Annotated in this window: 10 protein-coding genes; 5 read left to right on the top strand and 5 right to left on the bottom strand. The window is 67.0% G+C overall.

What is annotated here, in order from left to right:
• Positions 1-56: 56 nt before the first annotated feature.
• The 5 genes from HWY30_RS14500 to HWY30_RS14520 all read right to left on the bottom strand — a co-directional run bounded on the left by HWY30_RS14500 (position 57) and on the right by HWY30_RS14520 (position 6587).
• On the bottom strand, positions 57-860 hold the full coding sequence (locus HWY30_RS14500) for an alpha/beta fold hydrolase (protein WP_090800769.1): 804 nt from the start codon (positions 858-860) through the stop codon (positions 57-59).
• A gap of 117 nt (positions 861-977) precedes the next feature.
• A complete protein-coding gene (locus HWY30_RS14505) occupies positions 978-3638 on the bottom strand; it encodes a DNA internalization-related competence protein ComEC/Rec2 (RefSeq protein WP_090800771.1) in 2661 nt (886 codons plus the stop codon).
• Between the two features lie 115 nt (positions 3639-3753).
• Complete coding sequence (locus tag HWY30_RS14510; protein ID WP_090800773.1) at positions 3754-4542, bottom strand: TatD family hydrolase; 789 nt, start codon at positions 4540-4542, stop codon at positions 3754-3756.
• A gap of 43 nt (positions 4543-4585) precedes the next feature.
• Positions 4586-5341: a lipoprotein-releasing ABC transporter ATP-binding protein LolD gene (lolD, locus tag HWY30_RS14515; protein WP_090800775.1), complete on the bottom strand. Its 756-nt coding sequence runs from the start codon at positions 5339-5341 to the stop codon at positions 4586-4588.
• Positions 5334-6587, bottom strand: a complete 1254-nt coding sequence (locus HWY30_RS14520) for a lipoprotein-releasing ABC transporter permease subunit (protein ID WP_090800778.1) — start codon at positions 6585-6587, stop codon at positions 5334-5336. The genes lolD and HWY30_RS14520 overlap by 8 nt, the downstream gene beginning before the upstream one ends.
• A gap of 305 nt (positions 6588-6892) precedes the next feature.
• On the opposite strand from HWY30_RS14520, the gene HWY30_RS14525 reads away from it, so the two are divergent.
• The 5 genes from HWY30_RS14525 (at position 6893) to HWY30_RS14545 (ending at position 13684) form a co-directional block, all read left to right on the top strand.
• Positions 6893-8002 carry a regulator gene (locus HWY30_RS14525; protein WP_090800780.1) on the top strand — a complete coding sequence of 370 codons (1110 nt, stop codon included), beginning with the start codon at positions 6893-6895 and terminating at the stop codon, positions 8000-8002.
• A gap of 16 nt (positions 8003-8018) precedes the next feature.
• Positions 8019-9725 (top strand): single-stranded-DNA-specific exonuclease RecJ, encoded by a 1707-nt coding sequence (recJ, locus tag HWY30_RS14530; RefSeq protein ID WP_090800781.1) that lies wholly within the window; start codon positions 8019-8021, stop codon positions 9723-9725.
• A gap of 109 nt (positions 9726-9834) precedes the next feature.
• Positions 9835-10939, top strand: a protein-coding gene (gene prfB / locus HWY30_RS14535) for a peptide chain release factor 2 (protein WP_143037107.1) whose coding sequence is annotated in 2 segments (ribosomal slippage) — positions 9835-9915 and positions 9917-10939 — 1104 coding nt in all. Because the reading frame shifts where the segments join, the coding sequence is not laid out codon by codon here.
• A 174-nt stretch (positions 10940-11113) separates the two neighbouring features.
• Positions 11114-12640 carry a lysine--tRNA ligase gene (gene lysS / locus HWY30_RS14540; protein ID WP_090800785.1) on the top strand — a complete coding sequence of 509 codons (1527 nt, stop codon included), beginning with the start codon at positions 11114-11116 and terminating at the stop codon, positions 12638-12640.
• A gap of 345 nt (positions 12641-12985) precedes the next feature.
• The gene (locus tag HWY30_RS14545; RefSeq protein WP_090800787.1) at positions 12986-13684 is read left to right on the top strand and encodes a glycine zipper 2TM domain-containing protein; all 699 of its coding nucleotides are present in this window, start codon (positions 12986-12988) and stop codon (positions 13682-13684) included.
• The last annotated feature ends 76 nt before the right edge of the window (positions 13685-13760 follow it).

Raw genomic sequence — 13760 nt, forward strand, 5'->3', positions numbered from 1 at the left:
CGCCTCGCATGGCAGCCGGCGCAGCGGTTTGGGGCCCGCTTCGTGCGCGCAGCACGTTAGGCGGTTCGCTCCAGCTCACGCAGCATGCGTTGCACCGCGCGCGCGGTTTCGATCGGCTTTTCCATCGGATACAGATGGCTGCCCTCGATCCACTCGACATGCCCGCCGGTCGCGCGTCGCGTCGCGTCGAGCCCGGCCTGGCGGATTTCCTTCGAGCGTGTTCCGGCGATGAACCCGACCGGCACCGGCGCGCCGCGCGCGAGCCGCGCGCCGAGCGTATGCGGCAGCGTCCGGTAGATCTGGTATTCGGTGCGACGATCGAACGCGAGCACCCGGGTGCCGTCGGGCGAACTCTGCGGAATGCCGAAGTCGATGTAGTCGGACAGCATGCGCTCGTCCCAGCGCGCGAACGCGGGCTTCGAATGGAAGTGCCGCCATGCTTCGTCACGGCTCGTCCATTGCGTGCGCCGCTTGCGCGTCGCGGCGGCGGGCGACAGCCGCTCGTCGAGCCCGGTCCATTGCGACACGCGCAGCATGCTGCTGCGCCAGCCGGCGATCACCGGCGAGTCGAGCATCACGACGCCCCTCACCCACTGCGGCTTTTTCAGCCCCGCCATCAGCGACAGATAACCACCGAGCGAATGCCCGACGAGCCACACCGGCTGCTCGTACTTGCGGGCGATATCGTCAAGCAGTTGCTCGACCAGATGGGGCCAGTCCTGCGTGACCGGAAAGCGCGGATCATGGCCGATCCGCTCGATCGAGCGCACGTCGTAGTCGTCGGAGAGCTCGGCGAAGATCGTCCGGTAAGTCGAGGCCGGAAAGCCGTTCGCATGCGAGAAATGGATGATGTTTTTCAACTGCGGCGATCTCCGTTGTGTTTTTTACGCGTGGGCGGGTGCTTTGCCCGTGCCGCTGCTTATACCGCTGCTTGCGCCTGTTGTCTGCGCTGTTGCGCTCATCGGGCCGCGACGCGCTCAGGGCTCCATCCAGTAGCGGCGCTGCGTGTCCCGATAGCGCTCGAGCGTGAGCGCGGCGCCCTCCTCACCGCGCGCGCCCGGATCGACGTCGACCCTCACGGCGCCATCGCGATCGCTGCGCCCGAGTTCGATATGACGCGCCGCGTAGCGCGCGAACACGCCCGCATTCGGATGATGGAAGCGATTCTCGTAGCCTACCTGAAATAACGCGATGGACGGATCGATAGAGTCGAGGAACGGCTCGGTCGACGACGTTTTGCTGCCATGATGCGGCACCATCAACACTTGCGCGCGCAGCATAGCGGGATCGCGCGCGAGCAGCGCGCGTTCGGTCGGCGCTTCGATGTCGGCGGTCAGCAGGGCCGTGAAACGCGGCGCGTTCGCACCGACGAACGCCGCCGCCTGGCTTGCGTTGGTGGGCGGCAACGTGCTGACCCTCAACACGCAGCAATGCTCGTTCGCCTTGCCCGTGAGTGCCCCGACGTCAGGCCACAGGACGGCGAACTCAACACCATCCCACTGCCAGCGCTGCCCCGCCACGCACGGCAGCGTCTGCGTGCCATGCTGGTTTGCCTTCGGCCACAGCGGATTGTCCGGCGCCAGAGCAGCCACCAGCTGACGCACCTCGATCGCCTCGAAAACGGCAGAGGCGCCGCCCGCATGATCCGAATCGGCGTGACTGATCATCAGCGTATCGAGCGTCGTCACGCCTTGCGCCCGCAGGAACGGCACCACCACGCGCTCGCCAGCGTGGCTCGATTCCGGACCGGGACCCGCATCGAACAGCAAGGCGTGATGCGCGGTCTGCACGAGCACCGACGAGCCCTGCCCGACATCGAGCGCAGTCAGACGGAACGCGCCTGATGGCTCGGCGAGTGCGCCGCTTGCGCTGGGCATCAGCAGCGGCAGCCACGACAGCGGCGCCGCCCAGCGCAGGGGCCAGCCGCGCGGCGCGAGACACCACAGCACACCGAGCGCCGCCGCGGCCAGCGCCCACGCATTCGGCTGCGGCAGCCACCACAGCGTCCAGCGCGGTCCCGACGCCAGTTGCAGGCCGGCCGCGAGACCATCGAGCAGCGTGTGCGCGGCGCGCCACGCGAACGCGTCGAGCGGCGCGGGCAATGCGACGCCCGCGAGCACCGTCGGCGTGACGAGCAGGCTCACCCAGGGAATCGCGAACGCGTTCGCGAGCGGACCGACGAGCGGAATTTGCGCGAACCAGTAGGCGGTCAGCGGCGCCAGCGCGACCGTCACCGCGAACTGCGCGTGAGCGGCGCTGCGCAACCGTTCGGCGAGCACGCGCAGACGCCGGATCGATACGGGACGCGCCGCGCTGCCCTCCTCGTCTTCATGATGACGGGACGCCAGTGGAACCCGCACGCGCGGCCGCCCCGACATCGCGAACAGGATCGCGCCGACTGCGCAAAACGACAGCCAGAATCCGGCCGACACGACCGCCCACGGATCGACCAGCAGCACGAGCCCGAGTGCCCACGCGAGCACCGTGGAGCGCGCTAGCTGCCGGCCGCCGACGAACGCCAGCGCGACGAGCGCGGCCATCCACAGCGCGCGTTGCGCTGGCACGTTGAAGCCCGCGAGCGCGGCATGCAGTGCGGCGAACATCGCACCCGCCGTCACGCCGACGAGCTGCGCGGGCAAGCGCAGCGGCCAGTTGCGGCCGAGCCACCCCGAACGTCGCCAGATTGCCGCCGCGAGCCAGCCGGTCAGCCCCGCGACCAAGCCGAGATGCAAGCCCGAAATCGCCACCAGATGACTCGTGCCGGTGCCGCGCATCAATTGCCAGTCGGCGGGGCTCACTTCGTCCTGCGCGCCGATCGCGAGCGCGACGACGATGCCGCGATGCGGCGCATCGGCAAGCACCGTGTCGATACGCGCACGCAATCCGGCGCGCCAGCGGTCGACCAGCACGGCGAGCCCGCGCGCGTGACCGGTCAGGCGCCGCGCATGGTCCGGCACGCTCACGTAGCCGGTCGCGCGGACGTTGCGCGCGAGCAGGCTCGCCTCTGCATCGCGCACGCCGAAATTCGCGTTGCCGTGCGGGCGCTTCAGGCGCACGGTCAGACGCCAGCGTTCGCCCGGTTCGAGCCGCGGCGCCGCGGCGTTGCGCGCGATCCAGGCTAGCTGGATCACGCGCGGGAAAGCGGCGAGCCGCGCACCGTTCGTATCGACGTCGAACAGGAAGCGCGCGCCTTTGTCGTCACGCGTCGGCAATCCCTTGATCGTGCCGACCACCTCGATATCGCGCCCTTCCCACTCGTGCGGCAGGCTCACCGCGAGCCGCGTTTGCGCGCGCACGGCCGCGTAGCCGAAGCCGACGCAGATCGCCGCGCACCACACCGCGCTCCAACCGGCCACCCGCCGCATGCGAGCGTCGCGCCATACGCGGCTAGCGAGCTGGTGCGAGAAGCCCCGCTCGTATTCGCGCTGGAGCGCCGCACCGGCCGCATCTGCCGCACCTGCCGCACCTGTCACACCCGCCGCCGCAGCCGCTCCGCCGCCACGCAAACCCCACACCGCAACGCCGGCCGCCGTGCAGCCGAGCAGTATCAACGCGCACCATGCGCCTGTATCCGGCAACACCGCCTGTCGCTGCAGCCAGACCACCCCCAACGCAAATCCACACCAGACCGCCCTCATCCGCCCTCCGTACCCGCTGGCGCCGGGCCTCGTCACTGCGCCAGCGAACGGGCAGCAGCGAGCCCGCCGGGCGTGGGGATCGCCCGACGCGAACCCTTTCGATCAACGGAATCGATTATGCAGAGGAAAGCGCGAGTCGCGGCAGCGCGGCGAGCGCGTTAGCCGTTGTGCCAAGGGCGGCTGCGTCGGAAGTGACACCGCGCAGTCGCGCGAGGCTCGCGCCGATCGCCGGAATCTGCTCGGGTGAATTGCGCTGCCTGTACATCCACGACGGCGCGATATCCGGCGCGTCGGTCTCGACGACCAGCGCATCGAACGGCAGTTGTTCCGCGAGTCGCCGGATCTGCCGGGCGCGCTCGAACGTCAGGTTGCCGCCGAACCCAAGATGCATGCCCTGATCGATGTACGCCCGCGCCTGCTGGAAACTGCCATTGAACGCGTGCGCGATGCCGCGATGGATCTGATGCCGGCGCAGCCCTTTGATCACCTGATCCTGCGATTTGCGCACATGGCAGATGACCGGCAAATCGAATTCGCGCGCGAGCTGCAACTGGCCGTTGTAGAAAAACTGCTGGCGCGCATCGTCGAGGCCGTCGACGAAATAGTCGAGCCCGATCTCGCCGATGCCGACGAAGCGCGGATCGTCGAGACTCGCCTCGATCTCCATGCGCAACAGGTCGAGGTCGGCATCGACGGCGTGCGGCGTGAGGAGCGGATGAATGCCGAGCGCGTACGCGCCGCCGTCGACGCGATGCGCGAGCTCGCGCACCGCCGCGAAGTTCTGTCGCCCGATCGCCGGAATCACGATGCGCGACACCCCCGCATGGCGCGCGGACGCCGCAACCGCATCACGGTCGGCGTCGAATTCCGAAGCGTCGAGATGGCAGTGCGTGTCGATCCACATGGGTTATCTCGCTGGCAAGAGGACGGACCGTGCCGGCCCGCACTCAGACCGGCACCGGCGGCTCTTCGTGCAGCACGCCGTCGCGCAACCGCATGATGCGATCACAGCGGCCCGCCAGCTCCGGGTCGTGCGTGACGATCACGAAGCTCGTCTCGAGCGTGCGCGACAGTTCGAGCATCAGGTTGAAGACCGTGTCGGCGGTGCCGCCGTCAAGGTTACCGGTCGGCTCGTCGGCGAGCACGCAGGCGGGCTTCGTGACGAGCGCACGCGCGATCGCGACACGCTGACGCTCGCCGCCCGACAGCTCGCCCGGCCGATGCTTCGCGCGATGCCCCATGCCGACGCGCTCCAGCACCGCCATGGCCTCGCGGCGCGCGACTTCAGTCGTCTCGCGACGAATCCGCAGCGGCATCGCGACGTTATCGAGGGCGGAAAACTCCGGCAGCAGATGGTGAAACTGATACACGAAACCGAGCGCGCGATTGCGCAGGACGTTGCGCTCGCGCTCGGAGAGTTTCGTGAACGGCTTGCCGAGCACCGACACGTGGCCCGTGCTCGGATCGTCGAGGCCGCCGAGCACGTGCAGCAGCGTGCTCTTGCCGGAGCCCGACGCGCCGACGATCGCGAGTTTCTCGCCGCGCCGCACGGCGAGTTGCGCATTGTTGAGCACCTGCACGTTCAGCCCGCCCTGCACGAACGCTTTGGAAATGCCGGTGGCTTCGAGCACGAACGGATGCGACGCGGAGTCCTGAGCGGTCATGGATGAATCGGTTGAGGGATGGACGAGGCGGTCATTCATAGCGCAGCGCCTCCGCCGGACGGACCTTCGCGCCGCGCCAGCTCGGATAGAGCGTCGCGAGCGCCGACAGCACGAACGCGATGATGCCGATGCGCGCGACGTCCGCCGGAACCAGCTCCGACGGCAGCTCGCTGATGAAGTACACCGACGGCGGCAGGAATTGCACGCCGAGCAGATGCTCGATCATCGGCACGAGCCACGGAATGCTCCACGCGATCAGGCAGCCGAGCGCGACGCCGGTCGCCGTGCCGATGAAGCCGATCGTCACGCCTTGCACGACGAAGATCTTCATGATCGAGCCGGGTTGCGCGCCGAGCGTGCGCAGGATCGCGATGTCGGCCTGCTTGTTGGTCACCGTCATCACCAGCGACGACACCAGATTGAACGCGGCCACCGCAATGATCAGCGTCAGGATGATGAACATCATGCGCTTCTCGATCTGCACCGCCGAGAACCAGGTCTTGTTCTGCTGGGTCCAGTCGCGGATGTACAAATCGCCCGACAGCGTGCGCGCGAGCTGATGCGCGACTTCCGGCGCGCGCTGCATGTCGGTGAGGCGCAACCGCACGCCGGTCGGCGCGGGCAGCCGGAACAGCGCCTGTGCGTCCTTGATGTTGATCAGCGCGAGCGTGCTGTCGTATTCGTAATGGCCCGACTCGAAGATGCCGACCACCGTGAACTGCTTCAGGCGCGGCAGCATGCCGGCCGGCGTGATCGTGCCTTCGGGCGCGACGAGCGTGATCTTGTCGTTCAGTTGCACGCCGAGATTGGCCGCCAGATCGGCGCCGAGCACGATGCCGAAGCCGCCGGGCACGAGGTCGGCCAGCTTGCCGCCTTTCATTTCCTTGCCGATGTCGGACACTTCAGGCTCGAGCGTCGGCTCGATGCCACGCAACGCGACGCCGCTCACCGCGTCCTGGCGCGTCAGCAGCGCCTGGGCCTCGACGTAGGGCGCCGCGCCGATCACCTCCTTGTTCTGGCGCGCCTCCTTCGCGGTCAGTTGCCAGTCGGGCATCGAACCGGTCGGCGAAAAGATCTCGACGTGCGCGAGCACCGACAGCATGCGGTCGCGCACCTCTTTCTGAAAGCCGTTCATCACCGACAACACGACGATCAGCGCCGCGACGCCAAGCGCGATGCCCGACATCGACACCAGCGCGATGAACGAAATGAAGCCGTTACCGGTCGTGCGTTTGCCGGCGCGTGTATAGCGCCAGCCAATCTGCCATTCGTAGGGAAATTTCAAGCGAATCCTTTTGTGCGTTCTTCGACTGTATGTCGGGATCGGCGGACCTCGACGTCCGCCGTGCGGCCCGAACGTCGTGATCGTTGGGCTCGCGGCGGCGCGGATCGTTCCTCGCGCGCCCGGCCGCTGTGCGGCTCTGCCGGCGCATAGAGGCGCGGCGCCGCGGTGCGCCACCCTGCCGGGTCCAGCGATCAAGCGCGAAGTTTGCCACACAATGCCGCCGGCTCGCGCAAAGGACGTGCCTCGGCCGCGCCATCGACAAACCGGCCGCGCTTCGTCGAAATACTCGCACCGTTTGCCCTACAATGCGCAGCATCATGCCTGCCGACCGCCTCCATCTTCTGCTGCCCTTCGCGCTGCCTGCCGCGGCCGACGCCTCCACCGCGCTTCACGACATCCAGTGTCCCGCTCTCGACAGGCTGATCGCGCGCGCGACGCTGATCGAACGCGTGATCGGCGAGGATTTTCAGCGCACGCTGCCGCACGAGCGCTGGGTCGCGCGACAATTCGGCGCGCTGCCCGACGGCGCCTCGGCCGCCGCCGACGAAGCCCCGCTCGCGCCCTACATGCTGCGCGCCGACGGCGGCGAACCCGGCAACGCGACGTGGGCCTGCGTGCAGCCGGTACACGTGCACATCGCGCACGACCACCTGGTGCTGATCGACCCGGCGTCGCTCAATCTGTCGGACGACGAAGCGAGCACGCTGCTCGCGCTTGCGCGTCCGCTGATCGAGGAACTCGGCGTGCGCATCGAGGCGCCCAAGCCAATCCGCTGGTATCTGTCGAGCGACGCTTTCGGCTCGCTCGCGGGCGCGTCGCCGTTGCGCGCGAGCGGCCGCAACATCGAGATCTGGTTGCCGCACGAAGCGCATTCCGGCGAACGCTCTCGCGCGTGGATGAAGCTGCAGAACGAAGTGCAGATGGCGTGGTTCGAGCATCCGGTCAACGAAGCGCGGGAGGCGCGCGGGCTGCCGGCCGTCAACTCGATCTGGTTTCACGCGCAAGGCGCCGCGCGGAGCGTGCGCAGTCCGTTCGCGCAGGTGCTGTCCGATGCCGCCGCAACGCGCGGTCTCGCGCTCAGCGCCGGGGTCGCGACAGGCGCGCCGCCGGCGTCGTATCGCGAACTGGCCGCGGCGCTGCGCGGTACCACCAACGGCAGCGGCGCAACGCTCGTCGAACTCGACCCCTTCTCCGCGCCCTACATCGAACAGGACTGGGCGCGCTGGAACCAGGCATTCGCCGCGCTGCAGACCGACTGGTTCGCGCCCGCGCTCGCGGCTCTCCAGTCGGGCGAACTCGCCGAGCTCGGCCTCACGCTGTGCGGCGACACCGGCTCGGTGACGCTGACGGTCACGCGCGGCGATCTGCGCAAATTCTGGCGGCGGCGCGTGCTGGTCTCGCTTTTCATCGAATGATCCACGGCCCTTCCGCATGACCCGAATCGTTACGCGCCCCTGCTCCCCCGTCGACGCCGAAGTGCTGACCCGCTGCGGCCTGCATCCGGTGCTCGCGCGCCTGTACGCATCGCGCGGCGTGTGCCTGCCCGAGGACGTCGAAACCGGCCTCGCGCGGCTCGTGCCGCCAGCCGAACTGAAGGGCTGCGACGCGGCCGCCGCGCTGCTCGCCGACGCGCTGCAGCAGCAGCGCCGCATGCTGGTCGTCGCCGACTACGACTGCGACGGCGCGACCGCCTGCGCGGTCGCGGTGCGCGGGCTGCGCATGTTCGGCGCGCGCATCGACTACCTGGTGCCGAACCGCATGGAGCACGGCTACGGGCTCACGCCGGACATCGTCGAGCTGGCGGCGCGTGGCGCGGCCGGCAAACCCGATCTGCTGATCACCGTCGACAACGGCATCGCGAGCGTCGACGGCGTCGCGGCAGCCAACGCCCTTGGCATCGACGTGCTCGTCACCGACCACCACCTGCCCGGCGACGAACTGCCCGCCGCGCGCGCAATCGTCAATCCGAACCAGCCGGGCTGCACGTTCCCGAGCAAGTGCCTCGCCGGCGTCGGCGTGATGTTCTACGTGCTGCTCGCGCTGCGCGCCGAGCTGCGCCGCCGTGGGGCGTTCGGCGACGCGCTGCCCGAGCCGCGCCTCGACGGCCTGCTCGATCTGGTCGCACTCGGCACCGTCGCCGATGTCGTCAAACTCGACGGCAACAACCGCGTGCTGGTCGCGCAAGGTCTGCAGCGCATCCGCCGCGGCCGCATGCAGCCGGGCATCGCCGCGCTGTTTCGGGCCGCCGCGCGCGATGCGCGCAACGCGTCCGGCTTCGACCTCGGCTTCGCGCTGGGACCGCGCCTGAACGCGGCGGGACGGCTGTCGGACATGTCGCTCGGCATCGAATGCCTGAGCACCGACGACGTCGGCCGCGCATGGGAACTCGCGCAGCAGCTCGACACGATGAACCGCGAGCGCCGTGAAATCGAGGCGGGCATGCAGCAGCAGGCGCTGGACGACCTGTCGACGGTCGATCCCGACGGCGCGACCACGATCACGTTGTTCAATCCGGGCTGGCATCAGGGCGTGATCGGCATCGTCGCGGGACGGCTGAAAGAGAAGTTCCACCGCCCGTCGTTCACGTTCGCGCCGGCCGACGATACCGGCATGCTCGTCAAGGGCTCGGGCCGCTCGATCGCGGGCTTCCACCTGCGCGACGCGCTCGATCTGATCTCGAAGCGCGAGCCGGACCTGATCGTCAAATTCGGCGGCCACGCGATGGCCGCGGGCCTGACGATCGCCGCCGCCGACGTGCCGCGCTTCACCGCCGCGTTCGAGGCGGTCGGCCGCGAATGGCTGTCCGCGCAGGCGCTCGCGCGCACGATCGAAACCGACGGCGAGCTCGAAGACGCGTACTTCACGCCGCAATTCGTCGAAATGCTCGACGCGGCCGTCTGGGGCCAGGGTTTTCCGGCGCCGGTGTTCTCCGGCGAATTCGCGGTCGCCTCGCAGGCGTTGGTGAAGGACAAGCACCTGAAGCTGCAACTGCTGCGCGGCCGCCAGCGCTTCAACGCGATCTGGTTCAATCACACCGACACGCTGCCTGCGCGCACCACCGTCGCCTATCGGCTCGCGAGCGATACATGGAACGGCGTGTCGCGCGTGCAACTGATCGTCGAGCACGCGGTGAGCTGAAATCTTCCGCAAAATCAATCGCGAACACGCGCCAGATCGCCCGCGAGGCTCCGGCGCGGCGTGCCGATCGGCTATAATTTCTGCTTTTTACGCAGAATAGAAGATCGACATGGAAGCGGAACGTCTCAACGCGATCGAAGCCTCTCTGGCCGACCTGCGCAAGCGCGCGGACGACCTACGGGGGTATCTTTGACTACGACGACAAAGCACTGCGTCTAATCGAAGTCAACCGGGAACTCGAAGACCCGGACGTCTGGAACGACTCGAAGCACGCCCAAGCGCTCGGTAAGGAAAAGAAGCTGCTCGACGACACGGTCGGCAAGCTCACGTCGATCACGAACGACGTGCGCGACGCGCAAGACCTGTTCGAGATGGCACGCGAAGAAGCCGACGACGACACGCTGCTCGCCTGCGAGGGTGACGCCCAGGCCATCGAGGCACGCGTCGCCGACATGGAATTCCGCCGGATGTTCGCGAACCCGGCCGATCCCAACAACGCCTTTCTCGACATCCAGGCCGGCGCCGGCGGCACCGAGGCGTGCGACTGGGCGTCGATGCTGCTGCGCCAGTATCTGCGTTATTGCGAGCGCAAGGGCTTCAAGACCGAAGTGCTCGAGCAGACCGAAGGCGACGTCGCCGGCATCAAGAACGCGACGATCAAGATCGAAGGCGAATACGCGTACGGCTTCCTGCGTACCGAAACCGGCGTGCACCGGCTCGTGCGCAAGTCGCCGTTCGACTCGTCGGGCGGTCGTCACACGTCGTTCTCGTCGGTGTTCGTGTACCCGGAAATCGACGACTCGATCGAAGTCGACATCAACCCGGCCGACCTGCGCATCGACACGTACCGTGCTTCGGGCGCGGGCGGTCAGCACATCAACAAGACCGACTCCGCGGTGCGTATCACGCACATGCCGTCGGGCATCGTCGTGCAGTGCCAGAACGACCGCTCGCAGCACCGCAACCGCGCCGAAGCCATGGCGATGCTGAAATCGCGCCTGTACGAAGCGGAAATCCGCAAGCGTCAGGTCGAGCAGGACAAGCTGGAAGCCGGCAAGACCGATGTGGGTTGGGGCCATCAGATCCGTTCGTACGTGCTCGACAACAGCCGCATCAAGGATCTGCGCACCAACGTCGAAATCAGCAATACGAAGAGCGTGCTCGACGGTGACCTCGATCCGTTCATCAGCGCGAGCCTGAAACAGGGCGTCTAGGCGCGCACGGCGCGGCCCCGTTCACCGATCGGGACCGCGCCTTCTTCGTTGCTGCTTTTGCGTTGCTTCCACGCTATTTGTTCGCCGTTTTTCCAGTACCGCCTGAGGTTTTTACACTGACTGGCTTCCCGCCAGCGGAGCACTCCGCGGCGGGCCACCGAATACCAAATCATCATGACTGAACCGATCCAGCCGACTGTCGTGCCCGAAGCGGACGACAACAAGATCATCGCCGAGCGCCGCGAAAAGCTGCGCGAACTGCGTGAGCGAGGCGTCGCCTATCCGAACGATTTCCGTCCCACGCACCACGCTGAAGATCTGCAGGCGCAGTACGAGCACACCGACAAGGAAGCACTCGAAGCGAATCCGCTCGAAGTCGCGATCGCTGGCCGCATGATGCTGAAACGCGTGATGGGCAAGGCAAGTTTCGCGACCGTGCGCGACGGCTCGGGTCAGATCCAGTTCTTCATCACACCGGCCGACGTCGGTCAGGAGACCTACGACGCGTTCAAGAAGTGGGACATGGGCGACATCGTCGCCGCGCGCGGCGTGCTGTTCCGCACCAACAAGGGCGAGCTATCGGTGCGCTGCACGGAGCTGCGTCTGCTGTCGAAGTCGCTGCGTCCGCTGCCGGACAAGTTCCACGGTCTCGCCGACCAGGAAATGAAGTACCGCCAGCGCTATGTCGATCTGATCGTCACGCCGGAAACGCGCCGCACGTTCGTCGCGCGCACGAAGGCGATTTCGTCGATCCGCAAGTACATGGCCGACGCGAACTTCATGGAAGTCGAAACACCGATGCTGCACCCGATTCCGGGCGGCGCGGCGGCCAAGCCGTTCTCGACGCACCACAATGCGCTCGACATGCAGATGTTCCTGCGCATCGCGCCGGAGCTGTACCTGAAGCGGCTGGTGGTGGGCGGCTTCGAGCGCGTGTTCGAGATCAATCGTAATTTCCGCAACGAGGGCGTATCCGTGCGCCACAACCCGGAATTCACGATGATCGAGTTCTACGCGGCCTACACCGATTACAAGTGGCTGATGGACTTCACCGAGCAGCTGATTCGCCAGGCGGCGATCGATGCGCTCGGCACGGCCACCATCACTTATCAGGGCCGCGAGCTCGATCTGTCGAAGCCGTTCCATCGGCTCACGATCACGCAGGCGATCCAGAAATACGCGCCGCAATACACGAACGAGCAGCTCGCCGACGGCACGTTCCTGCGCGCCGAGCTGAAGAAGTTCGGCGTCGATGCGTCGCAGCCGCAGTTCCTCAATGCGGGCGTCGGCTCGCTGCAACTGGCGCTGTTCGAAGAGACCGCCGAGTCGCAACTGTGGGAGCCGACCTACATCATCGACTACCCGATCGAGGTGTCGCCGCTCGCGCGTGCGTCGGACAAGGTGGCAGGCATCACCGAGCGTTTCGAGCTGTTCATCACCGGCCGCGAAATCGCCAACGGCTTCTCGGAGCTGAACGATCCGGAAGATCAGGCCGCGCGCTTCAGGAAGCAGGTCGACCAGAAAGACGCCGGCGACGAGGAAGCGATGTTCTACGACGCCGACTACATCCGCGCGCTCGAGTACGGCATGCCGCCGGCGGGCGGCTGCGGTATCGGCATCGATCGTCTGGTCATGATGCTGACCGATAGCCCGAGCATCCGCGACGTGATTCTGTTCCCGCATCTGCGTCGCGAAGACTGAGCGACGCTCGGCGCGAGCGCTCGTTGTGCTTCGCGCGCAATGCGATGGTTTGAAGAGCGCCCGGTTGATGCCGGGCGTTTTCTTATGCGCGCGTTTTCGCTTTGCGGGACCGTTTTCTGCTTCTCAACGTTTGTAACCAGCGGTAAAAGCTGCTCGTTCGCGCGCAAGTCGCCGCGGCCTCGATGGTCTTAGAAGTTTGTTGACACCAAAGCGCACCGCGTGAAGGGCGCCTACCCACGCCCGAGGGCGCCACCTGAGCGGTTACAAATAGAAACGCTGCCCGGATCGAATTGCCCGACACTCAGTCTCACAAGAAGTCGGCTCTGTCAGAAACGGAGGCCCTACATGGACAACCCTACTCATCAACCCACGCAGCCACGTCGTCTTCATCCCTTGATCGCGGTGGCCGCCGGCGCGGTGCTCGTCGCGAGTCTCGTCGCTACCGCGGCGATCACCGGCGTGTTCCCGAAGGCGTCGGGTAACGGCGCACAGAACGATCAGACGCAGGCCGCGCAGGTCAGCACGCAAGCGCCAGGCGTCGTCGATTCGGCCGCGCCGGTCAAGCCATCTGCGCAACAGCGGCAAGATCAGGCTCAGCAAGCGGTGCCGGCCGCCCCTGCCGCCGCTCCGACCCAACAGCAATACGCGCAGCAACAGCAGGCACAGGCCGCGCCGCAGTATGCGCAGCAGCCGGCGCCGCATGCCGCTTATTGCTCGACTTGCGGCACCGTCGTCGCGATCTCGGCGGTTCGGCATGAAGGACATGGCACCGGCATTGGCGCGGTCGGCGGTGCGGTGGCCGGGGGCGTCGTCGGTAATCAATTCGGCGCCGGCGGCGGGCGTACCGCGATGACGCTGCTCGGCGCGCTGGGCGGCGGGTTCGCCGGCAACTCGGTCGAAAAACATCTGCGCAGCACGACGTCGTATTCGGTGCGCGTGCACATGGAAGACGGCAAGACGCGCTACTTCACCTATAGCGAGGCGCCGCCGTTGCGCGACGGCGAGCGCGTGCACGTTCAGAACGGCGGCCTCGTCGCCGACTGAGCTGAGTTCGGCGCCCAACTTTCGTCGACGCGCCATGAAAAAAGGCGATTCCATCGGAATCGCCTTTTCTTTGGAG

Origin of the sequence: Paraburkholderia tuberum STM678 (assembly GCF_902833905.1) — a bacterium.
In the GTDB taxonomy this organism is placed as follows: domain Bacteria; phylum Pseudomonadota; class Gammaproteobacteria; order Burkholderiales; family Burkholderiaceae; genus Paraburkholderia; species Paraburkholderia tuberum.